Source organism: Glycomyces albidus (assembly GCF_009451885.1).
Classification (GTDB): Bacteria; Actinomycetota; Actinomycetes; order Mycobacteriales; family Micromonosporaceae; genus Glycomyces; species Glycomyces albidus.
The window spans coordinates 25,338-51,226 of sequence record NZ_WIAO01000034.1 but is presented as its reverse complement, the minus strand read 5'-3'; the positions used below and the strand labels follow the sequence as shown (position 1 = coordinate 51,226).

General features: G+C 71.8%; 22 protein-coding genes and 1 tRNA gene. 8 read left to right on the top strand and 15 right to left on the bottom strand.

The window, feature by feature from the left end:
• Window positions 1-577: 577 nt before the first annotated feature.
• Window positions 578-2,299 carry an HNH endonuclease signature motif containing protein gene (locus GFD30_RS21330; protein ID WP_153027185.1) on the bottom strand — a complete coding sequence of 574 codons (1,722 nt, stop codon included), beginning with the start codon at window positions 2,297-2,299 and terminating at the stop codon, window positions 578-580.
• Window positions 2,300-2,835: 536 nt separating this feature from the next.
• Between GFD30_RS21330 and GFD30_RS21325 the strand changes: the two genes are divergently transcribed.
• Window positions 2,836-3,249 (top strand): hypothetical protein, encoded by a 414-nt coding sequence (locus GFD30_RS21325; RefSeq protein WP_227996789.1) that lies wholly within the window; start codon window positions 2,836-2,838, stop codon window positions 3,247-3,249.
• Between the two features lie 54 nt (window positions 3,250-3,303).
• On the opposite strand, the gene GFD30_RS21320 is transcribed toward GFD30_RS21325, so the two are convergent.
• The 8 genes from GFD30_RS21320 to tig all read right to left on the bottom strand — a co-directional run bounded on the left by GFD30_RS21320 (window position 3,304) and on the right by tig (window position 11,972).
• Window positions 3,304-4,116 (bottom strand): CPBP family glutamic-type intramembrane protease, encoded by an 813-nt coding sequence (locus GFD30_RS21320; protein ID WP_153027184.1) that lies wholly within the window; start codon window positions 4,114-4,116, stop codon window positions 3,304-3,306.
• 145 nt (window positions 4,117-4,261) lie between these two features.
• The gene (locus GFD30_RS21315; RefSeq protein WP_153027183.1) at window positions 4,262-4,969 is read right to left on the bottom strand and encodes an ABC transporter ATP-binding protein; all 708 of its coding nucleotides are present in this window, start codon (window positions 4,967-4,969) and stop codon (window positions 4,262-4,264) included.
• On the bottom strand, window positions 4,956-5,846 hold the full coding sequence (locus GFD30_RS21310; RefSeq protein WP_153027182.1) for an ABC transporter ATP-binding protein: 891 nt from the start codon (window positions 5,844-5,846) through the stop codon (window positions 4,956-4,958). Before GFD30_RS21310 ends, GFD30_RS21315 begins: the two co-directional genes overlap by 14 nt.
• Window positions 5,843-6,874, bottom strand: a complete 1,032-nt coding sequence (locus GFD30_RS21305; protein ID WP_153027181.1) for a branched-chain amino acid ABC transporter permease — start codon at window positions 6,872-6,874, stop codon at window positions 5,843-5,845. The genes GFD30_RS21310 and GFD30_RS21305 overlap by 4 nt, the downstream gene beginning before the upstream one ends.
• Window positions 6,874-7,743: a branched-chain amino acid ABC transporter permease gene (locus GFD30_RS21300; protein WP_153027180.1), complete on the bottom strand. Its 870-nt coding sequence runs from the start codon at window positions 7,741-7,743 to the stop codon at window positions 6,874-6,876. The genes GFD30_RS21305 and GFD30_RS21300 overlap by 1 nt, the downstream gene beginning before the upstream one ends.
• 2 nt (window positions 7,744-7,745) lie before the next feature.
• Entirely contained in the window at window positions 7,746-9,104 is a 1,359-nt protein-coding gene (locus GFD30_RS21295) for an ABC transporter substrate-binding protein (RefSeq protein WP_153027179.1), read from the bottom strand.
• Complete coding sequence (locus GFD30_RS21290; protein ID WP_153027178.1) at window positions 9,101-10,375, bottom strand: hypothetical protein; 1,275 nt, start codon at window positions 10,373-10,375, stop codon at window positions 9,101-9,103. Before GFD30_RS21290 ends, GFD30_RS21295 begins: the two co-directional genes overlap by 4 nt.
• Window positions 10,376-10,565: 190 nt before the next feature.
• Complete coding sequence (tig, locus tag GFD30_RS21285) at window positions 10,566-11,972, bottom strand: trigger factor (protein ID WP_153027177.1); 1,407 nt, start codon at window positions 11,970-11,972, stop codon at window positions 10,566-10,568.
• A gap of 330 nt (window positions 11,973-12,302) precedes the next feature.
• On the opposite strand from tig, the gene GFD30_RS21280 reads away from it, so the two are divergent.
• Window positions 12,303-12,971 carry a ThuA domain-containing protein gene (locus tag GFD30_RS21280; RefSeq protein ID WP_322633476.1) on the top strand — a complete coding sequence of 223 codons (669 nt, stop codon included), beginning with the start codon at window positions 12,303-12,305 and terminating at the stop codon, window positions 12,969-12,971.
• 121 nt (window positions 12,972-13,092) lie between these two features.
• Window positions 13,093-13,166: transfer RNA gene (locus tag GFD30_RS21275), tRNA-Gly, on the top strand.
• A 197-nt stretch (window positions 13,167-13,363) separates the two neighbouring features.
• On the opposite strand, the gene GFD30_RS21270 is transcribed toward GFD30_RS21275, so the two are convergent.
• The 4 genes from GFD30_RS21270 to GFD30_RS21255 all read right to left on the bottom strand — a co-directional run bounded on the left by GFD30_RS21270 (window position 13,364) and on the right by GFD30_RS21255 (window position 17,928).
• Window positions 13,364-14,644, bottom strand: a complete 1,281-nt coding sequence (locus GFD30_RS21270) for a cellulase-like family protein (RefSeq protein WP_153027176.1) — start codon at window positions 14,642-14,644, stop codon at window positions 13,364-13,366.
• 411 nt (window positions 14,645-15,055) lie between these two features.
• Window positions 15,056-15,529, bottom strand: coding sequence for a hypothetical protein (locus GFD30_RS21265; protein WP_153027175.1), 474 nt, complete (start codon window positions 15,527-15,529; stop codon window positions 15,056-15,058).
• A gap of 92 nt (window positions 15,530-15,621) precedes the next feature.
• The gene (locus tag GFD30_RS21260) at window positions 15,622-16,413 is read right to left on the bottom strand and encodes an SDR family NAD(P)-dependent oxidoreductase (RefSeq protein ID WP_407649129.1); all 792 of its coding nucleotides are present in this window, start codon (window positions 16,411-16,413) and stop codon (window positions 15,622-15,624) included.
• Window positions 16,414-16,470: 57 nt separating this feature from the next.
• Window positions 16,471-17,928, bottom strand: a complete 1,458-nt coding sequence (locus GFD30_RS21255) for a class II fumarate hydratase (protein WP_153027173.1) — start codon at window positions 17,926-17,928, stop codon at window positions 16,471-16,473.
• Window positions 17,929-18,157: 229 nt separating this feature from the next.
• Between GFD30_RS21255 and GFD30_RS21250 the strand changes: the two genes are divergently transcribed.
• From GFD30_RS21250 to GFD30_RS21240, 3 genes are all read left to right on the top strand, one after another.
• Window positions 18,158-19,834, top strand: a complete 1,677-nt coding sequence (locus tag GFD30_RS21250) for a glucuronyl esterase domain-containing protein (RefSeq protein WP_153027172.1) — start codon at window positions 18,158-18,160, stop codon at window positions 19,832-19,834.
• A gap of 172 nt (window positions 19,835-20,006) precedes the next feature.
• A complete protein-coding gene (locus GFD30_RS21245; RefSeq protein WP_322633475.1) occupies window positions 20,007-21,257 on the top strand; it encodes an MFS transporter in 1,251 nt (416 codons plus the stop codon).
• A gap of 34 nt (window positions 21,258-21,291) precedes the next feature.
• Entirely contained in the window at window positions 21,292-21,795 is a 504-nt protein-coding gene (locus tag GFD30_RS21240) for a hypothetical protein (protein WP_153027171.1), read from the top strand.
• A 4-nt stretch (window positions 21,796-21,799) separates the two neighbouring features.
• On the opposite strand, the gene GFD30_RS21235 is transcribed toward GFD30_RS21240, so the two are convergent.
• Complete coding sequence (locus tag GFD30_RS21235; protein WP_153027170.1) at window positions 21,800-22,990, bottom strand: ROK family protein; 1,191 nt, start codon at window positions 22,988-22,990, stop codon at window positions 21,800-21,802.
• 56 nt (window positions 22,991-23,046) lie between these two features.
• On the opposite strand from GFD30_RS21235, the gene GFD30_RS21230 reads away from it, so the two are divergent.
• Window positions 23,047-23,697: an HAD-IA family hydrolase gene (locus GFD30_RS21230; protein WP_227996787.1), complete on the top strand. Its 651-nt coding sequence runs from the start codon at window positions 23,047-23,049 to the stop codon at window positions 23,695-23,697.
• On the top strand, window positions 23,687-24,799 hold the full coding sequence (locus GFD30_RS21225) for an MFS transporter (RefSeq protein WP_153027169.1): 1,113 nt from the start codon (window positions 23,687-23,689) through the stop codon (window positions 24,797-24,799). Before GFD30_RS21230 ends, GFD30_RS21225 begins: the two co-directional genes overlap by 11 nt.
• Window positions 24,800-24,835: 36 nt before the next feature.
• On the opposite strand, the gene GFD30_RS21220 is transcribed toward GFD30_RS21225, so the two are convergent.
• Window positions 24,836-25,840 carry a TerC/Alx family metal homeostasis membrane protein gene (locus GFD30_RS21220; RefSeq protein WP_322633474.1) on the bottom strand — a complete coding sequence of 335 codons (1,005 nt, stop codon included), beginning with the start codon at window positions 25,838-25,840 and terminating at the stop codon, window positions 24,836-24,838.
• Window positions 25,841-25,889: the final 49 nt, after the last annotated feature.

Below are 25,889 nucleotides of genomic sequence, written 5' to 3'. Positions count from 1 at the left end.
AGGCGTTCCCACTGCTTATCGGTCAGATCCCCGCGCCCTGATAGGCTCGACACAGAAGCCTCCTATTGAAATCGTTGCAGCACAACAGATTCAACAGGAGGCTTCCTCAGTTCGTAAACACGGCCTAATCGGCGAAGCGGCGAAGCGGCGAAGCGGCGAAGCGGCGAAGCGGCGAAGCGGCGAAGCGGCGAAGCGGCGAAGCGGCGAAGCGGCGAAGCGGCGAAGGAAGACTAATGCGGCTGGGAGGTCGAGAGGGCGGAGCGGTGCGGTCGCCTGCCCAGTCCGTTGGCCTGTCCGTTCGACCAGAACGGCCGCTTTTTCTGGCCTGCTCGTTCGCTCGAGAGGTGGAGAGCGGAGAGGCCCGATACGACAGCGGTATCCGGGCGCCCCGAAAACGCGGCGGGCGGGCGACCGGACTCGGACACCGACTCCCCCTGATCCGCAGGACGGGGCGGCCCTTCCACTCGGTCAGTGGCGTTCGCGATTGGATCAGCATGGAGAAGGGCACCTCCGCTCTTAATGGCAGTGGCTCCTGCCAGCGCTTCCCTCCCTGCCCCGGCCGCCACCGCAGCGGGCGTCACCAGCATGGCGAATGGCCCGGACCCAGGCAGGGTCTCGGGCTCGAAAGCGTCTGCGGCCCTTGATGATGGCCCCCGGTCGGCGCTTCCTTCTCCCGCCCCGGCCGCCACCGGAGCGGGCGTCGTAAGAATGGTGGTGCGCCGGGGAGGACCGGTGCCTGCTTCGATTCCGGCCGGCTCGTCCTCGGTTCTTCCCGCCATGCCGGTCGGGTTTCAGGCCGGGCAGGGGTGCCCGCACTGCTCGGCGTCACCGGCGCGGCGGGCGGCCGGTTCTTCGTGAACCGCTCGCGAGCCTTGGCTTTCGCGGCTTTGATGGCGGCGACGCATCGGGCCTGCTCGGCAGCCTCAGCGCGCTCGGTCAGGGCGCTCTTCGTCTTGGGGCCGCGCTCCTCGGGGAAGAGGCCGGTGGGGAAGACATCGGCGATGTCGCCCCTGAAGTCGGCTTCCAGATCCGCATCGGTGCGCCAGTCGGAGCAGCCGCACCCGGAGTCGACCCCGTGGCCTTCGTGATGGGTGATGAGCGCCTGGCCCGGGCCGGTCTTCTCCACCACCCAGCCGGTGGTGTGAATGCGGCCGTGGTGGAAGCGGCACAGCAGGATCAGGTTGTCGGCGTTCGTGTCGCCCCCGTCCGCCCAGTGGCGGATGTGGTGGGCCTCGGTCCAGGCGACCGGTCGACCGCACCCGTGCCAAGCGCAGCCTTCCGGCTGTTCGAGTTCGAGTTTCCTTCGCAGGGACGCGTTCGGGAGGCGGGCGGACCGGCCGAGTTCCACTGCTTCGCCGGTGTCGTAGTCGAACACCGAGGGGATGATCCCGGCTTCGCAGGCGAGGAGGCGCGCTCTGGCGACCGAGATCGGCTTGCCTTCCAGGAGTGGCACTCGGCCGGTGTCCTTGCCCTGCAACGTCTCGATGTCCACCATGAGATCGAGGGTGGCGGTGTGGCCGTGGCGCTTCGCGGCTTCGGGGCTGGTGCCGTAGCCCGCGAGGAGCTGGTGAAGCGCCTCCGCGTGTCGGTTTGGCAGTGCGGGAAGAGTGCCGTCCGCGTCCTGCTCTTCCTGGCGGGGCGGCGGGCAGGCGGTCTTGAGGTACTTGTCGAGCAGGCGCCCGGTGGCGTCGGACAGCTCCCCGGAGAGGATCCACATGCCGTCGCCCCGGGGGCTGACCTCCAGCCACTGCAAGGACTCCTCACCCATGCCGTCCAGCACCTCGGCCTCCCCGGCCAGCTGCGACTCCAGCTCCCACAGGTGCCTCTGGAGCTCCTTGAACGGGGCATGGGCGGCGTACTCGGTGATCAGCGACTCCGGAGTGCCGCATTGGACCGCGGGGTCGAACGGGGAAGGCACCGGAACCCGGAAGGGGATCCGGGAGAAGACGCGCATCGCGGGCGTCTTGTCCAACTGCCGCACCGCATAAGCCACTTGGTCGATCCGGGCCCGCCCGGTGACGGCCGCTTCGGTCAGCATCCGGAACTTCGCCGACAGCCGGGCGATGGCGGCGATGTCGGCAGCGACCGCAGTGTGGAAGTCGAACTTCGAGACCAGCCAGTCCCGCAGGGCCGAGAAGCCCTCGACCTCTCGGTGGAGGTTCCCTTCCTTCGCCGTGATCACCGAAGCGAGCACGGTCGCGTGCTGAGCGTTGATGAGGGAGGCCGCGTCATCGAGTGCGGTTCGGATGGCTCGCGCACGGGAGTGCTTGTCGGTTCCTGCGAGTGCTGCGGTCGCCATCGGATTCACCTCGATTCTCGAATGTCTTGTCGATTTTCGCCGCCTTGTTCGGTGATTCAATAGTGACTCTTTGTGACTGGAGGTGACAACACCCAGAAGAGTGAATTAGCGCGAGAGCTCCTCATGCTGTGCCCCGAACCGCCTGGACCGCAAGCCAATCCGACCGGGCACCCCGACCGAGACCCTGACCCGCCCGCCACCTCTCCGTCGCCGCCTCGATGCCCGCACCGAGACGGCGTGGAAACCCGCCCGAGAAGCAGGGAAGAGCGAACCCACTGCACTGGGAATCCGAACATGAAACCGAACATGAAACCGAACACCGGAACGCCCGGCCGCCCGCCGGGCACCCCGTCCCGGCCCACGACCCACCCAACCAACCACTCACCCGCCCACCCCGGCGCCGCCGCCTGTAGACCCACACCTATTCGGCGCGGGACCGCCTGCGGAATAGCCGGCGCCGGGCGGCCGTTGGACCAAGCAGCCGCTCGACTTCGCCGCACCGGGCGGCGACCGCGGCCGCTGAAGGAGTGAGACCGTTGTCGCACAAGAACTCTCAAGTGAAGCCGCCGACGGACCGGCGCATGCTCTTCATCGGGATCAGCCCGGAGGTGTTCACCCCGGATGAGCTGCCGCCGGGGCTGACGGTCGAGAAGCTCGCCGAACAGCTCGAAGCCACCCGGGCCGCGTTCGAGGCCGAGGGACTCGACGCCGTCTGGGCGGGCATAGGCAAGGACCCCGACGAGGCCGAGGCCGAGATCCGGGCCCGGTTCGCCGAGCACTCGTTCGGACTCGCGCTCATCGGCGGCGGCATCCGGCTGTTCCCGGAGAACACCGTCCTGTTCGAGCGGATCGTGAACGTCCTCATCGACCTGCGCCCCGACATCCGCCTGAGCTTCAACACGAGCCCCGACAACTCCCTCGAGGCCCTGCGCCGCTGGCTCGACCGCTGACGACACGACGAAGGCGCCCTCCGCATCGGAGGGCGCCTTCGTCGTGTTCGCCTCCTACATGACGCCGAGGGCGTAGAGGGTGGCGCCGACGACGGTCATCAGGAGGGCCGAGCCGGGGTGCATCCAGATGGAGGCGCGGATGTCGTGCTTGCCCCAGACGAACCAGACGCCCGGCAGCAGGAAGAGGATCTTCGACGGGACCGTCCAGATCGCCCAGAAGTGGTAGATCGAGAACAGGGTCGTGTTGAACAGCGGCGCCCAGCGGCCGAGCTGCGGGAGGCGGGGCAGGAGGAAGCCGCGGAAGTAGTACTCCTCGATGAGCGGGAGCATGAAACCGGTGAAGGGGCCGCAGATGAGCAGCGTGGTGAGCACGACGTCCTTGTCGTACGAGTCGAGGTAGGTGGTGCCGGAGCCGCCGGAGCCCTCGAACGTGACCCAGGTGAAGAAGTGGTCGTACATGAAGGCGTCGAGCGGGGTGAGCGAGAGCGAGACGACGGTCATGTACAGCAGGAGGCCGATCCCGATCAAGGTGATCTTGCCGCGCGAGAACGGCTTGTCGCGGTAGCGGACCACGCCGCCGCCCATCGTGTAGCGGCCGGTCCGCTGCTTGCCGAGCCAGAACAGGCCGAACCAGAGCGGGAAGAGCACCACCGCGAGCCCGATGGCCCAGGCCGCGAAGATCGGTGCCTCGATCGCGCGGGTGATCGGCGCGCCGATGAAGGCGTAGGCGGCGACGATGAGCGCGCCGGGGACGAGGTGAAGGGCGATGGACAGCGGGACGGAGTGGCGGTCGGCCAGGAGCTTCCCGACGAAGCCGTTCGGCGGGGCGGTGGTCGCGGCGGCCGCGGAGTTCTGCGTGTTGTTCATGCCCAGAATATTCGGGGGCGGCGCTGACACGGCCCTGACACGCGGCTGACAGGCCCGCGCAGCGTTGAGCCGCACTCGACCGGGCCGGCCGTGGCCGCGCCGCGGACGCCCCCGTCCGCGGCCTTCGCGACCGGCCGCGGCGGCGTCAGGTGCCGAAGTAGGCGGCCCTGACGGCGTCGTCGTTGAGGGTGTCGGCGCCGGAGCCGGAGACGGTGATGCGGCCCTGCTGCATGACGAACGCGGTGTCGGCCTGGGCGAGAACGCCGGCGTTCTGCTCGACCATGAGGACGGTGGTGCCGCGCTCGTTGATGAGCTTCACGGCGGCGAACACCTGCTCGGTGAGCTTGGGAGACAAGCCCAGTGAGGCCTCGTCGATGAGCAGGAGCCGCGGCGAGGACATCATGCCGCGACCGATGGCGAGCATCTGCTGCTCGCCGCCCGAGAGGGTCCCCGCGAGCTGGTCGGCGCGCTCTTCGAGGCGCGGGAAGATCGCATAGACCTCGAGGAGGAGCTGCCGGACGCGGCGGGAGTCGCGGCGGATCGTCCAGGCGCCGAGCCGGAGGTTCTGCTTCACCGTGAGCGCCGGGAAGACATGGCGGCCTTCGGGAACGAGCACGATGCCCTGCCTGACGCGGGCGCCCGGGGAGCCCTTCAGGACCCGGCCGTCGTAGCGGATCTCGCCGCCGGTGACCGGCAGGAGACCCGCGAGGGTCATCAGGGTGGTGCTCTTCCCGGCGCCGTTGAGGCCCAGCAGGACCGCGTTGGCGCCTTCGTCGACGGCGAGGTTCACGCCGTGGAGCACCGGGACCGAGCCGTAGCCGGCCCGCAGGTTCTCGACCTCAAGCAGTGCCATCGGGCCTCCCGTCCGAGTGCGGCCCTTCGGGGACGAGCGGCCAGTCGGGCGGGCCGTCCGCAGCCGCGACCGGGACGGTGCCGCCGTCGGATCCGGCCCCCGGTTCGGCCGCCCCGCCGAGGTAGGCGGCGATGACCTCCGGATGCCGCTGGATCGCCTCGGGTTCGCCCTCGGTGAGCAGCCGCCCGAAGTTGAGGACGTACACGTAGTCGCAGACGTCGGCGACCAGCGGCACGTGGTGCTCGATCATGAGGATGGTGAGCCGCAGGCGATCGCGCAGTTCGCGCAGCGTCGTGCCGAGGGCCAGGGCCTCCTCGGGGCTCAGGCCCGAGGCGGGCTCGTCGAGCATGAGCATCTTCGGGTCCGTGGCGAGGGCCATCGCCATGTCGCAGGTCTTCCTGACCCCGTACGGGAGTTCGCCGGCGCGCTCGTCGGCGACGTCCTCGAGGCCGAAGTACTCGATGATCTCGGCGGCGTCGCGGCGCAGTTCGCGCTCGCGGTGCCAGGTCCCGGCGAGGCCGAGCATCCCGGCGAGCGCGGAGTAGCCGGCGCGCTGGTGCTGGGCGAGCATGACGTTCTCGGTGACGGTGAGGGCGTCGATGACGCCGAGGTTCTGCCAGGTGCGGGCGATGCCGCGGCGGGCGCGGCGGTGGGTGGGCAGGTGCGAGACGTCCTTGCCGTCGAAGAAGACCCGGCCGCCTTGGGGCCGGTAGATCCCGGTGAGGCAGTTGAAGCACGACGTTTTGCCGGCGCCGTTGGGCCCGATGAGGCCGACGATCCGGCCTTCGCGGACGGTGAGCGAGAGGTCGTCGAGGACCTGGAGGCCGCCGAAGCGGAGGCTCAGTCCTTCCACTTTGAGCAGTTGTCGGCGGCTCATCGCCTGCCTCCCTTGGTGAGCCAGCGCGTGGCGGGTCTGAGGAGCTGTCCGAGGCCGCCGGGGAAGAAGCGGAGGACGAGCAGGAGCATCACGACGACGATGAACGGCGGCAGGACGTGGTAGACGGCCTCGTTGAGGAACGGCGGCTGCCAGGGCAGGCCCGAGAGGAAGTTCGGGAGCGTCAGGGGCAGCAGGGCGAAGAACGCCGAGGCGAGGACCACGCCGAGGCGCGAGCGCAGGCCGCCGACGACGGTCATGAGGACCCACACGAGCGCCACCTGGAATTCGAAGTCCATGGCCTGGACGACCTGGTTCCAGTGGGCGAACAGGCCGCCCGCGAGGCCCGCGGCGAGGCCGGAGAGGCTGAACGCGGCGAGCTTGTACCCGGTCGTGTCGATGCCGAGGGTGGCGGCGATGCGCTCGTCGTTGCGGACCGCCGCGAGCGCGCGGCCGGCCTTGGTGGAGACGAGCCGCCAGTCGGCGTAGAGGACGAGGGCGAGCACGCCGAGGCACAGGAGCGCGAACGCCCGGTCGCCGGAGAGGATGTCGGGCCGGGGTGCGAACGCGCCCGCGCCGCCGCCGGTGAACTCGCGCCAGTTGAAGATCGTGGTCTCGGCGGTGAGGCCGAACGCGAGGGTCACGAGCGCGAGGTAGAGGCCGGTGACGCGCAGGGCGACCATGCCGACGACCGCGGCCGTGGCCATGCCGGCGACGGCGCCGGCGGCGAGGCCGAAGCCGAGGGGCGCGCCGAGGCGGGAGGCCGTGAACGCGGCGGCGAACGCGCCGATGCCGACGAACGCCTGGTGGCCCAGGGAGATCTGGCCGGCGTGGCCGGTGAGCGTGTTGATCGAGAGGCCGATGATCGCGTAGATCGCGGCGCGGCTGATGCGCTGGGCCCACACGTCGCCGCCGTAGACGAGCGGGAGGGCCGCGACCGCGAGGAGGGCGATCACGAGGGTGACGCGGAGGGCGAGGCCGAAGCGGCGCTGGACTTTGACGCGCGCGAAGGTCATGGTGGCCGTTGCCATCAGGCTTCCTTCCCCAGGAGGCCCTGCGGGCGGATGAGGAGGACGAGCATGAGGAGCGCGAAGACGCCGAGTTCGGCGGCGCCGGGCACTTTGAGCTGCTGTCCGAGGAGGTAGATGCCGAGGTTCTGGACGACGCCGATGGCGATGCCGCCGACGAACGCGCCGGGGAGGCTGGTCATGCCGCCGAGGACGGCGGCGGCGAAGGCGGGCACGAGCATGGTGAGGGTCATGAACCCGGGTGTGAAGATCCCGACCGGCGCGTACAGGAGTCCGGCGATGCCGCCGAGGAGCGCGGCCATGCCCCACACGAGCCGCGAGATCGCGACGGGGCTGATGCCGACCACTTGGGCGGCGCGGGTGTCCTGGGAGGACGCGAGGACGGCGAGGCCGAGGTCGGTCTTGAAGAACCAGGCCATCGCGGCGGCGAGCACCGCGAGGACGGCGAGCAGGATGAGCTGCTGGGGCAGGATCCCCGCGCCGAGGAGGTTCAGGCCGGTGCCTTGGACCAGGGGCGGCATGACCCGCGGGATGGGCTGGCCGAGGAGGACGATGATCGCGATGGTGAAGAGCGCGACGCCGACGAGGGCGACCAGCATGATCGTGCGGGACTCGGATTCGAGCGGCCGCACGATCACGCGTTCCACGGTGAGGCCCATGGCGACCGCGGCGGCGAGGCCCCCGGCGACGCCGACCCAGTACGGGAGGCCGAGGGAGACGACGAGGGAGAAGGCGGTGAACGCGGCGACCCCGCCGAACTCCCCCTGCGCGAAGTTGAAGACGCGCTTGGCCTTGTAGACGAGGACGATGCCGACGGCGAGCAGTCCGTAGACCGCGCCTTGGAAGACCCCCAGTGCGATGAAGGCGCCCATGCCTAGAACCCGCTCACGAACGCGTGGTCGGTCTCGTAGTGGCCGCCGCCGCTGCACACGTTCCGCAGCACGCTGACCTGCGTCGCGCCGAAGGGCCCGTCCTTGTAGTTCAGGTCGGGGAACACGCCGGTGGAGAAGTTCGATCCGGCGACGGCGTCGAGGAACGCGCCCCGGTCGAGGTCCTCTCCGGCCTTCTCGAGCATCTGGTGGAGCACTTTGGACTGTCCCCACATCATCCAGGTGACGTCGTCGGCCTCGATGCCGGCCGCGTCGACCGCGGCGAGGAACGCCGGGTCGTACTCGCCCGCGTCGGCGAACGCCGGGGTCGGGTTGAAGAACCGCGCGCCCTCGGTGGACGAGGCGGCGCTGCACCCGGTGGAGGCGACCTGGTCGAGGCCCATGCTGACGCCGACGCCGACGAACTGGGGGCGGCAGCCGGAGGCGGCGGCCATCTCCAGGTAGAAGGTGGGGCTGGTGAGGACGAAGACCGCGTCGTAGTTCCCGACGGTGCCGGTGCACAGGTTCCCGGCGGCCGAGGAGCCGCGTTCGTTCTTGTCGGGCCGGAAGACGTCGACGTCGCCGAACGCGTCGGTGAAGCCCTCGACGGCGTCGTCGAAGTTCGGTGTGTTCGTGACGACCGCGGCGACGCGCGAAGGGTCGGTGACGCCGAGCTCGCTCTTGATGTAGTCGGCGAGCATCGGCGTCTGCTGCCGGTACGTCATGGACGCCGCGAAGTAGGTGTCGAGCGAGCCCATGCCGGTCTCGGTGACGCCGGTGGACAGGTACGGGACGTCCTCACTGGCCGCGTACTGGGCGCACGCCTGGATCTGGTCGGTGCCGCCGGCGCCGATGAGCGCGAACGCCTGCTGCTCCTCGGCCATGGTCTGGCAGACCTGGCGGGCCGTGGAGGGCCGGTACTGGTCGTCGGCGAACACGGTCTCGACGGTGCGGCCGAAGATCTCGACCGGCCCGCCGCCGTTCCCGTACTGCCAGTAGAGGTCCTTGCCGGTCTCGAACGAGTCCTGGCGCAGCGGGGCCGCGCCGGTCAGGGGCGCGTGGATGCCGATGGTGATGGTGGAGTCGGTGACCCCGGTGGTGTCGCCGTTCCCGGCGTTCCCGTTGTCGTTGCCGCCTCCGCCGCCGTCCCCGTCGGAGCCGCCGTCGCCGCCGCCTGCGCCTTCGGTGGACGCGTCGGTGCCGTCGGTCCCGTCGGCGCCGGTGCCTTCGGATGCGCCGCCGAGGCCCGGGTTCTCGCCTCCGGCCTCGACGAAGTCCTCGTGGACGCCTTCGAACTGGCCGCACGCGCTCACCGCGAGGAGCGCGGCCGCCATGAGGGCGAGCGCGGTGCGCTTGCGGGTCATGCGCGGTCACCCCGCCCGGTCAGGCGCTGCCACAGGCCGGCCGGGAGGGGCAGGGCCCAGCCGCGGCGGTCGAGGTTGTGGGCGCGGATGCGGTCGATCGCGCCGTTGCCGCCGGCGGCGGCGCCGGAGGCGCCCATGGCGGTGTGGAGGAGGTAGGCGCCGACGAGGGCGGCGGGGATGAGCGTCCACACGTACCAGGGCGCGGACGGTTCGAACGGTTCGTACGCGGCGGGTTCCATCTCCTCGGCGGAGGTCGGGGCCGCGGCGGTCGGGGACGCCTCGGCGCCTTCACCGCCGCCGCCTCCTCCGGAGCCGCCGCCACCGCCCGAGGCGCCGCCGGTCGTGCCGGAGTCGCCGGTCCCGGGGTCGGCCGCGCCGTCGTCTTCGGGGGTGCCGGGGATGAAGGAGAAGGCCGCGCCGAGGCGGTAGGCGGTGGCCTCGTACTCGTCGACGGGGGTCTGGGTGTCGTCGCGCAGCGGGAGCTTGAGGTTGACCTGCCAGGTGTCGATCGGGGTGGCGTCGTCCATGACGGGCATGAACATGACGCCGTAGTTGGCGAACGGGTCCTGGCCCCAGTCCTTCGCGATCGCGGTGAGGTCGAAGGTCCAGGTGGGGAGCGGGACCTCGACGACCTCGGGGTTCTCGCCGCCGTTCTCGGCGGCTTCCTGGGCCGCGGCGAGGAGCGCTTCGGCCTCGGCGACCGCGTCGGGGTCGGGTTCGGCGCGTTCGCCGGTGACGCAGCCGTCGCCGACGGGCGGCTGCACGTCCCACATCTCGGCTTCGCCGCCGGACCACGCCTCGGCGATCGGGCAGGCCTGCACGAGCCTGCCGAGGGGGTTGAACGTGGGCGAGTCGCCCGCGTCGTTCCCTTCGGCGACGGTCAGTTCGAACTTCGTGATCTCGGAGCCTTCGGGGACGCCGCGCTCGGCGAGGTTGAAGGAGAGGGCGGAGACCTTGGTGGTCTCCCCGAGTTCGACGGCCACGGGCAGTGTGGTCGCCGCCTGCGGGTTGGGCAGTTCGACCTGCTGGGCGAGGGCGCCGAGTTCGAGGGTCTCGTCGATCTGGCGGCTCCAGTACCAGGAGGCGGCGTCGGCGCCGTAGTCGTATTGCAGCGCTTCGCCTGCGGGGTCGTCCTGGGCGGCGGCCGGGGCGGGCCACGCGAGGAGGGCGGCCGCGAGGAGGGCCGCGCCGGGCAGGGCGGCGCCGGGGACGGCTGGACCGGATGCGGCCGCGGATGCTGCTGCGGCCGAACGGAACCGGGCGGGAATCATGGGGGCACTCCCAGGACGTTGCGTCGTTGCATCGATGAGGTTAGATACACACCTTAGGTGAAAGTGACGCTCGTCTCTACCCGGGAGTAGCAACAAATTCGGGGCGCACCGGGTCGAAGCGCTCCCAATCGGGGGAAAACGCAGGGCCCACCGCGAAACGCGGTGGGCCCCAAACGAAACCGTTGGAGGATTACTCCTCGGTCTTGTCCTCGGACGACTCGGCCTCGTCGGCATCGGCCGACGCGGCCTCGTTCTCGGCGGCCTTGGCGCGGCCCGGGAACAGGTCCTCCTCGGTCAGCTCGTTGCCGTTGGCGTCGACGACCGACGCCTCCTTGACGACCTCTTCGAGGGCGAGCTGCTGGCGCAGCGAGGCGGCGATCTGCTGGAGTCCGCCGTTGGTGCGCAGCTCGTCCACGAACTTCTGGAACTGGTCCTGCGGGACCCCGCGCTGCTGGGCCTGGCGCACGACCTCGGCGGTCATGAGCTCGCCGGAGACCTCGAGCTCGCGCTCGCGGGCGATCCGGCCCAGGATGATCGACTGGCGCAGGTTCGACTCGACGTCGGCGCGCAGCTCGGCGTCGAACTCCTCGGCGGTCTTGCCGACCATCGAGAGGTACTCCTCGAAACCGCCCGCGACCTGCTGGACCTGCTCCAGGAGGTGGCCGCGGGTGTGGTCGACCTCGTCGCCGACGGTCTTCTCCGGCAGCGGCAGGTCGACGGCCTCGATGAGCGCCTCGAGGGTCTTCGCGCGGGCCTCGTTCGCCTTACCGGTCCTGCCGGCGTTCTCCAGGCGCTCGCGGGTGGCGCTCCGCAGCTCCTCGAGCGTGTCGTACGGGCTGGCCATCTCGGCGAAGTCGTCGTCGAGGTCGGGAAGCTCGCGCTCCTTGACCTGGGTGACCTTGACCTCGACGTCGGCGGTCTCGCCCTCCTGCTCGCCCGCGAGGGTCGACTGGATGGTCTTCTCGTCGCCGGCGGCCATGCCGACGAGGGCCTCGTCCAGGCCGTCGAGCAGGTTGCCCGAGCCGACCTCGTGGCTCATGCCGGTGACGGAGCCGCCCTCGACCTCTTCACCGTTCTGGGTGGCGCGCAGGTCGATCTGCACGAAGTCGCCTTCGGCGGCCGGGCGCTCGACGGTCTTCAGGGACGAGAAGCGCAGGCGCTGGGACTCGATGTCCGCGTCCACGTCCTCTTCGGTGACGTCGCCGGTCTCCACCGTCACCTTGAGGGACGCGAAGTCGGGCAGCTCGAACTCGGGGGTCACGTCGGTCTCGACGACGAACTCGAACGGCTTGCCGTCCTCGATCGGCTTGACCTCGGTCAGCTCGGGGCGGCCCAGCGCGTTCACCTCGTTCTCGGTGACGGCCTTGTTCAGGTTCGCCTGCACGGCCGGGTCCATCGCCTGGGCGTAGACGGACTCCTTGCCGATGCGCTGGTCGATCACCTGGCGGGGCGCCTTGCCGGGACGGAAGCCGGGGACGCGGATCTGCTGCCCGACGGACTTGTACGCCTCGTTGATGTACGGCGCCAGCTCTTCGAACGGCACCTCGACCGACAGCCGCACCCTGGTCGGGCTCAGGGTCTCGACAGTGCTCTTCACAGACGTACTCCTAGATCAGATTTCGCTCAGTTGCTTTCGCGTCGGCCGGATGCCTGATCCGGTCCGGTGGGCCGCCGGCAGCGCAGCGCGAACCCCCGCTCCGACCGAGTCTAGGTCGTCTGGGGGTCGCGGCCCCGCCGGGTGTGGTCGATATCGCCGCACCTCACTGTTGAGCTGGGACGCGGCCGCCCCGGGCGCCGGAAGCCGAGATCCCCTAGACTACCCGGTGCAATCGTTCTCCCCGAGGAGCTGCCATGGCCACCCCCGCAACCGCCGCACCGCCCTCCGGCGCCGCCGCGCGGCGCCGCTCCCCGACCCGGGGCGGGCGCCGTGGCCGCTGAGGCGCTGCTCGTCTTCACGAAGACCACCGGTTTCAGGCACGACTCCATCCCGGCCGGCGTCGAGGCCGTGCGGCGGATCGCCGCCGACCTGGGCGCCGAGGTCGAGCACACCGAGGACTCGGCCGTCCACGACCCGGTCGAACTCGCCCGCTTCGCCGCCGTCGTGTGGCTCTCCACCTCCGGGGACGTCCTCGGCGAACTGGAGCGGGCCGCGCTCGCGGACTACGTGACCGGGGGCGGCGGCTGGTGCGGCGTCCACGGCGCCTCGACTGCGGAGCGGTCCTGGCCGTTCTTCAAGGAGCTCGTGGGCGCGCGCTTCATCGGCCACCCGCCCGGGTGCACGCCCGGCGAGATCGACGTGGTCGCCGCCGAGCACCCGTCGACCGCGCACCTGCCGAAGCGCTGGGCCTGGACCGACGAGTGGTACAGCTTCGACGAGCGACCGAAGAACGTCGAGGTGCTCCTGGAAGCGGACGAGACGACGTACGAGGCGGGCGACCTCGCCATGGGCGCCCCGCACCCGATCGCGTGGCACCGCCGTCTCGAGGCCGGCGAGTGCTTCTACACCGCCCTCGGCCACGACGCCGCCGCTTACGAGCACCCGGACTTCCTCGCCCACCTCGCGGGCGGACTGCGAAGCGTCCTGCCCAAGCGGTAGCGGGAGTCACAGGATTTCGCGCGCGGCGTCCCGGTTCCCGGCCGAACGGGGGCGCCGGGGCTTCGCTGCGCCGGACGCCGGACATGCGCTACACTTGCCTGCGTTCCGCTCAGGCGGACGCGCGGGTGTAGCTCAATGGTAGAGTCTCAGTCTTCCAAACTGATTGCGCGGGTTCGATTCCCGTCACCCGCTCCAGTGCTTCCCCAGTCAGGTGCCCGCTCGCGAAGCGGGCATTTCTGCTGTATCCGGCGGATCGGTTTCAACCGGCCCTGTCGCACCTACCGCAGTGAAGGCGAGCAGCGTCGTCGACGGTCCGTGGACTTCGCGCCCGGCGCGGTCGACGCGGATCGCCCCGGGCCCGATCGGGCCCGGGGCGTGTCGCCGTTGCGGCGCTAGCCCTTGAGGAACGCGCCGTTGCACTCGCGCTGGATCGCCTCGTCGGTCCACATCGGATGCTGGGGTGCGGCGTTCGAGCAGACGATGGTCCCCCACGCGCCGACCCGCACCGAGTGCGCGACCGCGTCCCGGCAGATCCCGGCGCCGACGGGGCCCTCTTCGAAGCGGCCGTCGCGCGGCGTGTACCCGACCCAGCCCTCCCCGAAGTAGACGGGGACGCCGAGGCGCTTCGCGTGGTCGGCGGCGACGTCGATCCAGTCGCGGAGGCGGTTCGCCATCGCGGTCCGGTGGGCGCCGTAGCGGTCGTACAGCCATCGGTCGAACCGCTCGGGGTCGCACCAGTCGTGGACGTAGATCTCGGCCGCCTGCATGATCGACGCCTGCAGCTTCCAGGACTTCTCGGGCGGCAGCGACCACTCGGCGATCCGCGGCGCGCCCGGGCGCAGCAGCTCGGCGTCGGCGCGCTCCTGCGGGAACCGGGCCGGCGGACGGCGCAGGCCGAACTCCTCGATGAGGTCGTCCAGGACCCCGTAGACGTACGGGTGGAACGCCAGCGCGGTCGCGTTCCGCGGGATGCCGCGCAGCGAGCCGACCGGGACGCCGCCGTAGTTCGGGGCGCACAGGACCTCGGGGTGGCGGGCCTGGAAGGCCGCGATCCCGGCTTCGAGGCGGGCCTGGAGTTCGACCACCGCGTCCTCGACCCCGGGCAGCCCGGCCGTGAGGTGTCCGATCTGGACTTCGTTGTGCGGTTCGACGCAGGCGATCACGTGGGCCAGGCCGTGCTCGGCGAGGAAGTCGACCAGGTCGGCCTGGGCTTCGCCGAGGACGGTGAGGCGGTCGTCGGGGTCGACGGCGTGGAGGGCCTCGTACCAGGCCGGGTCGCCGGCGAACGCGGGGCTCTGCTGGTACTCCCATGAGGAGGCGATCACCGAGACGCCGTGCCGGTCGGCGGCGCGGAAGAAGTCGAGCAGGTGGGCCTTCGCGTCGATCACGACGGGCTCGCGGACGTCGTACCAGCGGACGCGGGAGCCGTAGCCGTCGGAGCCCCGGACGCCGTCGAGCGGTTCGAGTCGCAGCTCGGTCGTGTCGATGCCGGACCTGAAGAGCAGGAACGGCATCGCGCAGATGCGCACGGCGTTGTAGCCGAGGTCGACGGCCTTGGCGAAGGCGGCGTCGAGGTCTTCGAAGGGTTCGCCGGGGCCGGTGCGCACGTACCAGGAGAAGTCCCAGAGCGTCATCGCGAGTCGGTCGGGCAGGTGGGTCGGGATCGCGGTCATCGCGGGTCCTCCTCGATGGCGGGCCGGGCGGTGCCGACTCGGATGAGTGTCATGGATTCGAGGCCGTGCGGGGTGAGCAGCCCGCAGGCCGCACGGGCCGGCCGGTGAGTGCGGCGGGCGGCTCGGGGAGGACGATCCTCGGCTCGTCTGCGGGCATGGACCGAACCTAGTCGCGCTTTGAGGTCGGGGTCCATGGCCGATTCAATGGCCCGTATGGACGAATCGACGGCCGCTCCGGAACCGTGCGTTCCACGAGCACGAGCGCGGCGCCGTCGGGAGCGGCCTGGCGGGATCGGGCAGCCGCTTGGACTGGGTCGCGGCGCGAGGCGCGTCCGTGGGCGGTGCCGCCAGGGCGGCAGACAGGGGATCGGCCGGCTCCCCGATCGAGCGGTCTGAATGAGGCGGTGCGGTCTACCTGCTGCACCACGCCTCTGACGCGCGCGTCCACAGCAGGAGTACGACCGCGAGGGAGACGGCGAGGCCGGCCGTGGCGCCGAACCAGGACGCGAGGTCGGCGGTGAGGGTGAGGCCGCCGAGGCGCGGGCCTTCGAAGCCGGGGCCGCCGTGCCAGGACAGCAGTCCGAGCGCGATCGCGGCGGCCTCCACGAGGCCGGCGAGGTTGCGGGCGATGCGGCTGCGGCGCATGATCATCGCCGCGAGTGCGCCGCGGCAGAGCGCGAACGCGGCCGTTCCGGCGGCGAAACGGTAGATCGAGGGTCCGGCGCCGGCGGGCACGGCGGTGCCGGTGGCGCGCAGTTGGGCGAGGCCGACGAGGGCGATCACGAGCCCGCAGACGCACAGCAGGCCGATCCCGCAGAGCCCGGAGAGCGTGAGCACCGCCGCCCGCGTCGATCCGGGCAGGTCGGCCAGGCGGGGCTCGTCCATGAGCGTCCTTTGAGGGTGAGGAACGGGAGGAACCGGGCGGTGTCCCTCCTCCAGGTATAGCGCGCGACAGGCCGGACCGGTCCCCGTGCGGCTCAGGGCAGGATCGAATCGACGTAGCCGCCGTCGACCCTGACGGCGGCGCCGGTGGTGGCGGAGGCCAGCGGCGAGCTGAGGTAGGCGACGAGGTTCGCGATCTCCTCGGGTTCGATGAGCCGGTGCAGCAGCGACTGGGGCCGGTGCAGGCGCATGAACTCGCGCTGGGCCTCGTCCCAGGGCAGGTCGCGGTCGACGAGCTGGTAGACGAAGTCCTCGACGCCGCCGGTGTGCGTCGGCCCGGCGATCACCGAGTTGACGGTGACGCCGGTGCCGGCGGCGGCCTTCGCGTAGCCGCGCGAGACCGCGAGCAGCGCGGTCTTGCTGGTGCCGTAGTGGATCATCTCCTCGGGGGTCACCACGGCGGAGTCGCTGGCGATGTTGAGGACCCGGCCCCAGCCGCGGCCGGTCATGCCCGGCAGGTAGGTGCGGATGAGGCGCACCGCGGAGAGGACGTTGACCTCCCAGTACCGGCGCCAGTCGTCGTCGGTGATCTCGAGCGCGGGCCGGGCGCCGAAGATGCCGAGGTTGTTGACGAGGATGTCGAGGTCGGGGGCGATCGCGGCGACGGCGGCCGCGCCGTCCTCGGTGGCGAGGTCGCCGGGGGCGGCGAAGAACGCGCCGCCGGTCTCGGCCGCGAGGCGTGCGACGGTCTCGTCGACCGACTCGGGTTTGCGGCCGTTGACGCCGACCCGGGCGCCGGCGCGCGCGAGGGTGCGGGCGATCGCCTCGCCGATGCCCTGGGTCGATCCGGTGACGAGTGCGGTCCTGCCGTCGAGGTCGATCGCGATCATGGCGTCCACCCTACGCCGCGAACGGCATCGAAGGAGCGGTCCGGCGAGCGCGGGTCAGGGGGCCATGCCGAGGTCGCGCCGCGGGTCGCCGACCATGGCCGCGGGGTCGACGATGCGGTCGAAGTCGGCGGGGGCGACGCCGAGCGCGATCGCGGCCTCGCGGAGCGTCGAGCCCTCGTGGTCGGCCTTGTGGGCGATCGCGGCGGCCTTGTCGTAGCCGATGTGGGGGCTGAGCGCGGTGACGAGCATGAGGGAGCGGTCGACGTAGTCGGCGATGGCGGCGCGGTCGAGCTCGATGCCCTCGACGCTGTGGACGCGGAGCTGCCCGCAGGCGTCGCCGAGGATCCGCGCGGAGTGGAGCACGTTCTCGATGACGATGGGGCGCATGGTGTTCAGCTCGAAGTTCCCTTGCGCCCCCGCGGCGGCGACCACGGAGTCCTCGCCGATGACCTGGAGGGCGACCATGACGGCGGCCTCCTGCTGGGTCGGGTTCACCTTGCCGGGCATGATCGAGGAGCCGGGCTCGTTCTCGGGCAGCCGCAGCTCGTGCAGGCCCGCGCGCGGGCCCGAGGAGAGCCAGCGCATGTCGTTGGCGACCTTCATGAGCGCGACGGCGGCGCCGCGGAGGCCGGCGCTGACGGCGACCATACCGTCGAGCGAGCCCTGGGCGGCGTACTTGTTGCGGGCGGTGACCAGCGGCAGGCCGGTCAGCTCGGCGAGCTTCGCGGCGACGGCCTCGCCGAAGCCGTCGGGGGCGTTGATGCCGGTGCCGACGGCGGTGCCGCCGGCGGCGAGTTCGCAGACGGCTTCGAGGGACTGCTCGAGGCGGGCGCCCGCGTCGCGGAGCTGCGCCTCCCAGCCGGACCACTCCTGGCCGACGGTGAGCGGAGTGGCGTCCTGGAGGTGGGTGCGGCCGATCTTGACCACGTCGACCCAGCGGCGGGCGCGGTCGCCGATCGCGGCGGCGAGGGCGAGGAGCTGCGGGAGGGTGCCGTCGCGGACTTCGAGGAGGGTCGCGACGTGCATCGCGGTCGGGAACGTGTCGTTCGTGGACTGCGCGAGGTTGACGTGGTCGTTGGGGTGGACGAGGCGGTCCTTGCCGAGGCCGCCGCCGAGGAGCTGGCTGGCGCGGTTCGCGATGACCTCGTTGACGTTCATGTTCGACTGGGTGCCGGAGCCGGACTGCCAGACGTAGAGCGGGAACTCCTCGTCGAGGTCGCCGGCGGCGGCCTCGTCGCAGGCGTGGACGATCGCGGCGGCGAGGTTGGGGTCGAGGCGGCCGGCCTCGGCGTTGACGAGCGCGGCGGCCTTCTTGACGATCGCGTACGCGCGGTAGAGGGCGGTGGGCATGCGGTCGTCGCCGATGGCGAAGTGGAGGAGCGAGCGCTGGGTCTGGGCGCCCCAGTAGCGGTCGGCGGGGACCTCGATCTCCCCCATGGCGTCGGTCTCGATGCGGACGCCGGTCGCTCCGGTGCCGATCGGGAGGTCGGGGTCGATTTCGGGGAACTCCATCGGTGTACCTCGCGCTGTGTGCCTGCCGTCCGCGCGGGAGCCCCCGCACGGGGTGCCGATCCTACCCCGGGGCGGGCCGACACGGCATTGCGTATCGATATCGGTCTATGTATCCTGTTGGAACCCTCACGAAAGTTTTCGAACTGAGTGGTTTCACCGTTGACGCCGGCTCCCGCGCCGCCCCACACCGTCGATGATGGACTGCCCTGGCCAGACAAGGAATCTGCCAATGGCATCATCGATCGCGCCCGGCGCCGCTCCGCCCGCCGGGACGGCCCCGGGACGCTCCCGGCACCGCCGCAGGCTGCGGTTCGCACTCGTCGCGCTCGCGTCCCTCGCTCTCGCCTCGGCGCTCGCGCTCTCGACCCGGTTCGACGCGGAGGCGCAGGTGCAGGCGATGTCCGAATGGGACGGCGCGGACTGCAACGTCCGGATCCCCGGCACCTGGGCCTCGAGCTCGCTCCTGCCCGACCCGTTCACCAGGCTCGACGGCACCCGGATCACCACCCGCGACCAGTGGGAGTGCCGCCGGTCCGAGATCAAGGAGCTCGCCGAGCGGACGATCTACGGCGACAAGCCCCAGCCCGACAGCGTCACGGGCACGGTGACCTCCTCGCGGATCACGGTCAACGTGAGCGACAACGGCCGCAGTGCCGGCTTCTCGGCGAGCGTGCAGCTCCCGAGCGGCAGCGGCCCGTTCCCGGCCGTCATCGTCTACGGCGGCTTCGGCGCCGACACGAGCACGATCCTGGCCTCGGGCGCCGCGGTCGTCAACTACGACCCCGGCACGGTCGGGGCCGAGGGGACGCCGCGGAACAACAAGCAGGGCGCGTTCTACACCCTCTACGGCGCAGGTAGCAGCACCGGCATCCTCATGGCGCAGGCTTGGGGCGTCAGCCGCCTCATCGACGTCATCGAGCAGTCCGGCGGGAGCATCCTCAACAGCTCGACCGGGGTCACCGGGTGCTCGCGGTACGGCAAGGGCGCCTTCGTGGCCGGGGCCTTCGACCAGCGCATCGACCTGACGATGCCGATCGAGTCCGGCAGTGGCGGCGTCGGCGCGATGCGCTCGATCGCCCAGGAGAGCGGTTCGCAGCCGTTGAGCAGCGCCTACGGCGAGCAGCCGTGGCTCGGCGACGCGTTCAGCGCCTACACGGGCAACCCGGCCGGGCTCCCGGTCGACACGCACGAGATGGTCGGCATGATCGCCCCGCGCGGCCTGTTCATCATGGACAACCCGCACGTCGAATGGCTCGGGGCGCGGTCCGGCGCCGTCGCGGCCCTCGGCGGCGCGGAGGTCTACAAGGCGCTCGGGGCGGGGTCGAACCTCTCGTACCACTCGAACGTCTCGGACGGGACGCACTGCGCGACCCGCAGCGACTGGCGCACGCCGCTCCAGCAGAGCATCAACGCGTTCCTCAAGGGCGGCGGCAACCCGCCCGGCGTGATCACCATGCACCCCAGCAAGTCCGCGAACCTCTCGCAGTGGCGCAACTGGACCACGCCGACGCTCGGCACGGGCAACGCGACGACACCGCCCGAGACCACCTCCCCCGCCGAGACCACTTCGCCTCCTGGAGAGACGACCTCACCGCCGCCCGGCGGCGCGGGCTGCACGGCCCGGATCGAGGTCGTGAACAGCTGGAACGGCGGCTGGCAGGGCAACGTCCACGTCACGGCCGGCGGCACCGCGATCAGCGGCTGGCGCCTCACCTGGACGTGGACCGGCGGGCAATCGATCGCCAGCTCCTGGAACGCGACCGTGAACAGCTCGGGCACCGCGGTCACGGCGACGGACGTCGGCTGGAACGGCGCCGTCTCCGCGGGCCAGACGAGATCGGCGGCCTGGGGCTTCGTAGCGCAAGGCCCGACGGCGACCCCGGCGGTCACCTGCACGCCGGACTGACGCAGTTCCGGCTCGCCGACCGACCGGGTCGGTCGGCGAGCCGGGGCGCTTCGCCGCGTCGCCCCATGTCGTGCGCCGCCCGGCCGCCACTTACCGGCCGACCGGTTCGAATGCGTCACATCCGGGTCCGCGAGGCGAGGCCGGTCCGCCGCTGCTTGTTACGTTCGCGAACGTGTCCGACCATGCCCTGAACGACGCCGCCCACTCGATCGGCATGCGGCGCCTCTGGGTGCCGATCTACGGTCCGACCGTCCTGATCTCCATCGGCATGGGCGCCGTCGTGCCGCTCATCGCCCTGTACGCGCTCGACCTGGGCGCCACGGTCACGCAGGCCGCGATCATCGTCGGCCTCATCGGCTTCGGGCAGCTCGCCGGCGACCTCCCCGCGGGGTCGCTCGCGCACCGGTTCGGCGAGAAGCGGGTGCTTCTGGCGGCGTGCGTCGTCGAGGCCGCGGCGCTCATCGCCGCCTCGCAGACGACGTCACTGCTCGTCCTCGCGGCGTGCGTGTTCGCGATCGGGCTCGCCTCGGCCGTCTTCGGGCTCGCCCGGCACGCGTACCTCTCCGAAGCCGTCGCGATCGGGTTCCGCGCCCGCGCGCTGTCGACCCTCGGCGGCACCTTCCGCATCGGCTCGTTCATCGGCCCGTTCGTCGGCGCCGCCCTCATCGAGCAGTTCTCGATGGGCGCGGCGTTCGCGTTCGCGGCCGGCACGAGCCTCACGGGCGGCCTGCTCAGCCTGTTCCTGCCCGAGCTGCCGGGAGACGGCGCCCGGCGCGCGGTCGAGGCCGAAGCGGCGCCGAGCGCCGGACCGCGCATGAGCCTGTGGCGGGTCCTGCGCGACCACCGCAAGGTCCTCGCGACCCTCGGCTCGGGGGTCTTCCTCATCATGGTCGCCCGCGCCGCGCGGCAGGCGATCATCCCGCTCTGGGCCGCGTCCCAGGGCCTCGACGCCACCACGACGAGCATCATCGTCGGCCTCTCCGCCGGCGTCGACATGCTGCTGTTCTACCCCGGCGGCGCGATCATGGACCGCTTCGGCCGCATGTGGGTCGGGCTGCCGGCGATGGCGATCCTCGGCGCCGGGTTCGTGCTGCTGCCGCTGGCCGACACCGCGGTCCTCATCGCCCTCGTCGCCTGCTTCATGGGCCTGGGCAACGGGATCTCCTCCGGGATCGTCCTCACCCTCGGCTCCGACGTCGCCCCGCCGGACGCCCGCCGCCAGTTCCTCGGCGGCTGGCGGCTGTGCGCCGACCTCGGGAACGTCGCCGGGCCCGGCCTCATCAGCCTCGTCTCGCTCGCGTTCCCGCTGGGCGCGGCCGCGGTCGCGCTCGGCCTCATCAGCTGGTTCGGCGTCGGCTGGCTCGCCAAATGGGTGCCGGTCTACGACCGGACCCGCAAGGCCCGCGAACCCGCCCCGGTCTGACCACCGGTTTGCCGTGGCCCCGTAGGGTGTCGGGATGCCCGACTCCGCTGCGGCCGCCGGACCGGCGCGGCCGGACCGCACGCCCGGCGTCGTCATCGCCGCGATGGCGCTCGCCTCCGGCGCGGGCGGCCTCGGCGCCTTCGTCGGACTGTACGCCGCGATCACGCTCTGGGCGCTCCGGTCGGGCGGCGGCCCCGACTCGGCCTGGCACTGGGTCGAGGTGCCGCCCTACACCGCCGCGGTCACGCAGGTGTGCCTGTGGTTCAACCTGGCCTGGCTGCTCCTCCGCGCGGTCGCCTCCTTCGGGTTCGCGCGCGGCTCGGCGACCGCGCGGGTCGCCGCGATCGCCGCCGAGGCCGCGGCGGCCGCCGTCTGGATCGCGATGCTGTTCCTCCACGTCGAGGGCCGCCACAAGCTCGGCGACGACGACCCGTTCACGGGCGTGCGCATCGCGGCGGGCGCCTGCATCGTGCTGTCGGCGGTCGTGATCCTGCTGCTGCGCACGCCGAGCGCGAAGCGCTGGTGCGACCGCCGCTGAGCCTTCAGTCGGCGCGGGCCTCGACCCACGACGCCAGGCCGTGCTCGGTGAGGACCTCGTCGAACGCGGCCTCGGCCGCGCCCAGGAGGAACGCGTCGGGGCCGAGCGCCGAGGCGATCAGGGCCGGCGGGTCGTCGCGGCGGAAGCCCATCAGGCCCGCCTCGAACGCGGCGGCGAACGCGTCCGGCGCCGCGCGCCGCACCTCGGGCGCGAGCCCGCCGAAGGAGACCACCTCGGGGTCGAGGACGTTGGCGAGTCCGGCCGCGCCGCGGCCGAGCGTGGTCGCGCATTGCGCGACGGCCGCACGGGCATCGGGGTCGACCAGGGCGTCGATGAGGTAGGCGCGGGGGTCGTCGGGTTCGGGTTCGCCGAGGTGGCGGGCGACGGCGCGGCCGTCGACCGCGACGTCCCAGCAGCCCGTCGCGCCGCACGGGCACGGGACGCCGGGGTCGCCGAAGGGCGCGTGGCCGAACTCGCCGCCGGCGCCCGTGGCACCGGTGATCGCGCGGTCGCCGTCGACGTAGACGCCGCCGATGCCGACCTCGATCGTCAGGTAGAGGACGCTCCTGCCCGGGTGGGCGAGGCGGGCCTCGGCGAGCCCGGCGAGGGTCGCGTCGTTGCCGAGGACTTGGGGGACACCGGGAAGCAGCGGCGCGACCTCCACATCGCGCCATCCGAGGACGCTCGACTGCTCGATGCGGCCGCGCCGCACCGTGGCCGCGGCGGAGACCGAGACCGCGCGGATGCGGGTGCCGTGCCGGTCGGCGATGGCCGCGACGGCCTCGCGGATCGCCCCGAACACCGGTTCGGGGCGCTTGGAGCCGTGGCGGCCGGTGGCCGCTTCGCTCAGGGTGCCTTCGAGGTCCGCGACGGCGACGCGCCATTCGGCCTGGCGCACGTCGACCACGACCGCGAGGGGGCCGTCCGGGTGCGCATGCAGCGTGGTCGTGGGCCGCCCGCGGCCGGTCGGCGGCGCCGGGTGCTCGGACAAGAGGTCCAGCGCGCGCAGGCGCGAGGAGATCTCGGTCGCGGTGCCGCTGCCGACGTGCAGGACCCGCGCGGCTTCGGCGCGCGTGACGCCGGGACGCGCGCGCACGAGTCGCAGCAGGTCGAGCGCGCCGCTCCAGCGGGCGGCCTCGGCTCGTCCGACCCGGCCCGGTGCGGGCTCCGGCGCCGATGCTCGGGCTTGCGCCATGCCACCTCCAGCGTTTATCCTCGCGCTACGAGTTTAAATGATCCCCGGAGGGCTTCATGCGAAGCTACAGCAACCCCGCAGCCGTCCTGTTCGACATGGACGGCACCCTGGTCGATTCCGACGGCGCCGTCGAGCGCGCCTGGGCGGCCTGGGCACGCGAGTACGGCGTCGAGGAAGCGGTCGCGCTCGCGGACGCGCACGGCAGCCCCGCCCCGCTCACGGTCGCGAGGCTGCGGCCCGACCTCGACGCGGACGGCGTCGCGGCGTCCGCGGCACGGCAGCTCGAGTTCCAGTACGACGACCTCGACGAAGTCGTCCCAACAAGGGGCGCAATGCGACTGCTCGCGGTCCTAGAGCGCGCGAGCATCCCGTGGGCGGTGGTCACCAGCGCCGACGACCGGCTCGCGAAGGCCCGCCTCGCCGCCGCCGGGATCGAGCCGCCGCTGCTGCTGACGTACGACGACGTCGAGCGCGGCAAACCCGACCCCGAGGGGTACCTCAAGGCCGCGGAAGCGCTCGGCGTCGACCCCGCCGACTGCCTCGTGGTCGAGGACTCCGAGCCGGGCCTGGCGGCCGGACGCGCCGCCGGCGCGATGACCGCCGCACTCCGGGGCCTCGAAGGCGATGTGTCCCTTGCGGATCTGGACGAGCTCGCGGACCTCGTCGAGTCGGCGGCACCGGCGGGCGAGACGCGCGATGGCCACTGAGGCGGCCGCGGCGGTCCGGGCCCCCGACCGCGAAGTGGGCCGGGTCGTCGCGTTCGCGCAGACCGGGCTCGGCTTCCTCGTCTCCTCGTTCGGGCCCTACCTCGCCGGGATCGCGGTCGAACTCGACCGGCCGCGCGGCGAACTCGTGTGGCTCACCATGATGTTCGGAGCGGGGCTCGTCCTCACGGCCGTGCTCGGGCCGTCCATGCTGCGCGCGGGCGCGGGCCGGGTCATGCGGGCCGCCGGCGCGGTGATCACGGTCGGCGCGGTCGCCATGGCCGTGACGCCGAACCTCTGGATCGCGGGGCCGGGGTCGGTCCTGGTCGGGCTCGGGTGCGCCGCGATCGCCCTCGCCACGCCGTCGCTGCTGCGCGGTCCGGGCGCGGCGAAGCGGATCGCGATCGCGGTCGGCGTCGCGAGCGCGGCCGGGGTGCTCGCGCCGCTCGCGTTCGGCGCCTTGGAGACCGCGGGGATTCCGGGCCGGTGGGCGCTGCTCGCCGCGGTCCCGGTGGCGCTCGCGGCGGTCCTGCACCGCACGGTCCGCGGCGCGGCGGACGACGGCGCCGAGCGGGGCCGCGTCCCGGTCGGTCCGGCGGTGCTCGGGTGGGTGCGGATCGTCCTCAGCGTCGCGTGCGAGTTCTGCTTCGTGGTCTGGGGCGTGGCCCGGCTGGTCGACACGGGCGTGGCGCTCGGGACGGCCTCGGCGCTCGGGGCGAGCTTCGGGATCGGCATGGCCGCCGGGAGGTTCATCGGGCCCCGGTTCGTGGACCGGCCCTGGGCGGTCGGCGCCGCCGTCGCGGTCACGGCGGCCGGCACGGTCGTCGTCTACCTCGGGCAGGACCCGGTCACGGTGACCGCCGGCATCGCGGTCGCGAGCCTGGGCATCGCGCCGCTGTACCCGATCATGCTGGCGAGCCTGGTGAACGTCCCGGATCTGACGTCGCGGCATTCCGCGTCGATCGGGTCGCTCGCCTCGGGCACGGCGATCCTGTCCGCGCCCGCGGTCCTGGGCTGGCTGGACGGGGAGATCGGGCTGCGCGAGGCGTTCCTGCTCCCGATCCCGCTGCTGCTGGTCCTGCTGCTCCTGGCGAAGCGGCGCTGAGCGAACGGGCCCCGGTCTCCCGGGGCCCGTCGGCGCCTACCTGCCTTCGTCGTCCTTCTTCTTCGTGGCCGAGAGCGAGCCGGCGTGCGCCTTCTCCTCCGGGCTGAGGCGGGTCTTGATCAGGCTCGCGATGGTGACCACGACCAGGACTCCGATGACGACGCCGAGGCTGAGCGGGGTCGAGATCTCCGGGACGGACTCGTCGATGTCGACGTGAGCCCAGTGCAGGACCAGCTTGAAGCCGATGAACAGCAGGATGATCGACAGGCCCGTCGAGAGGTAGACGAGGCGGTCGAGCAGGCCCTTCACGAGGAAGAACAGGGCGCGCAGGCCCAGGAGCGCGAAGGCGTTCGCGGTGAAGACGATGTACGCCTCCTGGGTGACGCCGAAGACCGCGGGGATCGAGTCGAGCGCGAACAGCAGGTCGACCGAGCCGATCGCGATGAGCACGATGAACAGCGGGGTGACGACCCGGCGGCCGCCCTCCTTCGCGAGGAGCTTGCCGCCGATGTAGTCGGCGCTGACCGGGAGGAACCGGCGGGCGCCGCGGACCATGAGGTTCGACTCGACGTCCGGATCCTCGTCCCGGTGCCGGAAGAGCTGGATCGCGGTGTAGACCAGCAGCAGCCCGAAGACCAGGAACATGAACGAGAACGAGTTGATGAGCGCGGATCCGAGCGCGATGAAGATGGCGCGCATGATGAGCGCGAGCACGATGCCGAAGGTCAGGACCTTGTGCTGGTGGTAGTCGGGGACCGCGAACGTCGTCATGATGATGACGAACACGAACAGGTTGTCGACCGAGAGGCTCTTCTCGATGATGTAGCCGGCGAAGTACTCGGTGCCGGCGGCGTTCCCGTACTGCAGGCCGAACCAGACGCCGAACAGGATCGCGATGGCGATGTAGAACACCGACCAGGCCGTGGCCTCCTTGAACCCGACGTGGTGCGGGCGCAGGGCCGCCAACAGCAGGTCCACCGCCAGCAGAACGACGATGAGTCCGATCGTCACGGCCCAGGTGAGTGGGCTGATATCCAGCACGCTTCCTCCGTCAGATTGCCATCATCACGACTGCGGGCTGACATCACCC

Bases quoted from the DNA above. Each gene is read 5' to 3' on its own strand.
- GFD30_RS21230 (WP_227996787.1), top strand. From the start codon at position 23,047: ATGCGAAGCTACAGCAACCCCGCAGCCGTCCTGTTCGACATGGACGGC.
- GFD30_RS21265 (WP_153027175.1), bottom strand. From the start codon at position 15,529: ATGGACGAGCCCCGCCTGGCCGACCTGCCCGGATCGACGCGGGCGGCG.
- GFD30_RS21225 (WP_153027169.1), top strand. From the start codon at position 23,687: ATGGCCACTGAGGCGGCCGCGGCGGTCCGGGCCCCCGACCGCGAAGTG.
- GFD30_RS21240 (WP_153027171.1), top strand. From the start codon at position 21,292: ATGCCCGACTCCGCTGCGGCCGCCGGACCGGCGCGGCCGGACCGCACG.
- GFD30_RS21315 (WP_153027183.1), bottom strand. From the start codon at position 4,969: ATGGCACTGCTTGAGGTCGAGAACCTGCGGGCCGGCTACGGCTCGGTC.
- GFD30_RS21300 (WP_153027180.1), bottom strand. From the start codon at position 7,743: ATGGGCGCCTTCATCGCACTGGGGGTCTTCCAAGGCGCGGTCTACGGA.
- GFD30_RS21310 (WP_153027182.1), bottom strand. From the start codon at position 5,846: ATGAGCCGCCGACAACTGCTCAAAGTGGAAGGACTGAGCCTCCGCTTC.
- GFD30_RS21320 (WP_153027184.1), bottom strand. From the start codon at position 4,116: ATGAACAACACGCAGAACTCCGCGGCCGCCGCGACCACCGCCCCGCCG.
- GFD30_RS21290 (WP_153027178.1), bottom strand. From the start codon at position 10,375: ATGATTCCCGCCCGGTTCCGTTCGGCCGCAGCAGCATCCGCGGCCGCA.
- GFD30_RS21270 (WP_153027176.1), bottom strand. From the start codon at position 14,644: ATGACCGCGATCCCGACCCACCTGCCCGACCGACTCGCGATGACGCTC.
- GFD30_RS21330 (WP_153027185.1), bottom strand. From the start codon at position 2,299: ATGGCGACCGCAGCACTCGCAGGAACCGACAAGCACTCCCGTGCGCGA.
- GFD30_RS21250 (WP_153027172.1), top strand. From the start codon at position 18,158: ATGGCATCATCGATCGCGCCCGGCGCCGCTCCGCCCGCCGGGACGGCC.
- GFD30_RS21305 (WP_153027181.1), bottom strand. From the start codon at position 6,874: ATGGCAACGGCCACCATGACCTTCGCGCGCGTCAAAGTCCAGCGCCGC.
- GFD30_RS21235 (WP_153027170.1), bottom strand. From the start codon at position 22,990: ATGGCGCAAGCCCGAGCATCGGCGCCGGAGCCCGCACCGGGCCGGGTC.
- GFD30_RS21295 (WP_153027179.1), bottom strand. From the start codon at position 9,104: ATGACCCGCAAGCGCACCGCGCTCGCCCTCATGGCGGCCGCGCTCCTC.
- GFD30_RS21255 (WP_153027173.1), bottom strand. From the start codon at position 17,928: ATGGAGTTCCCCGAAATCGACCCCGACCTCCCGATCGGCACCGGAGCG.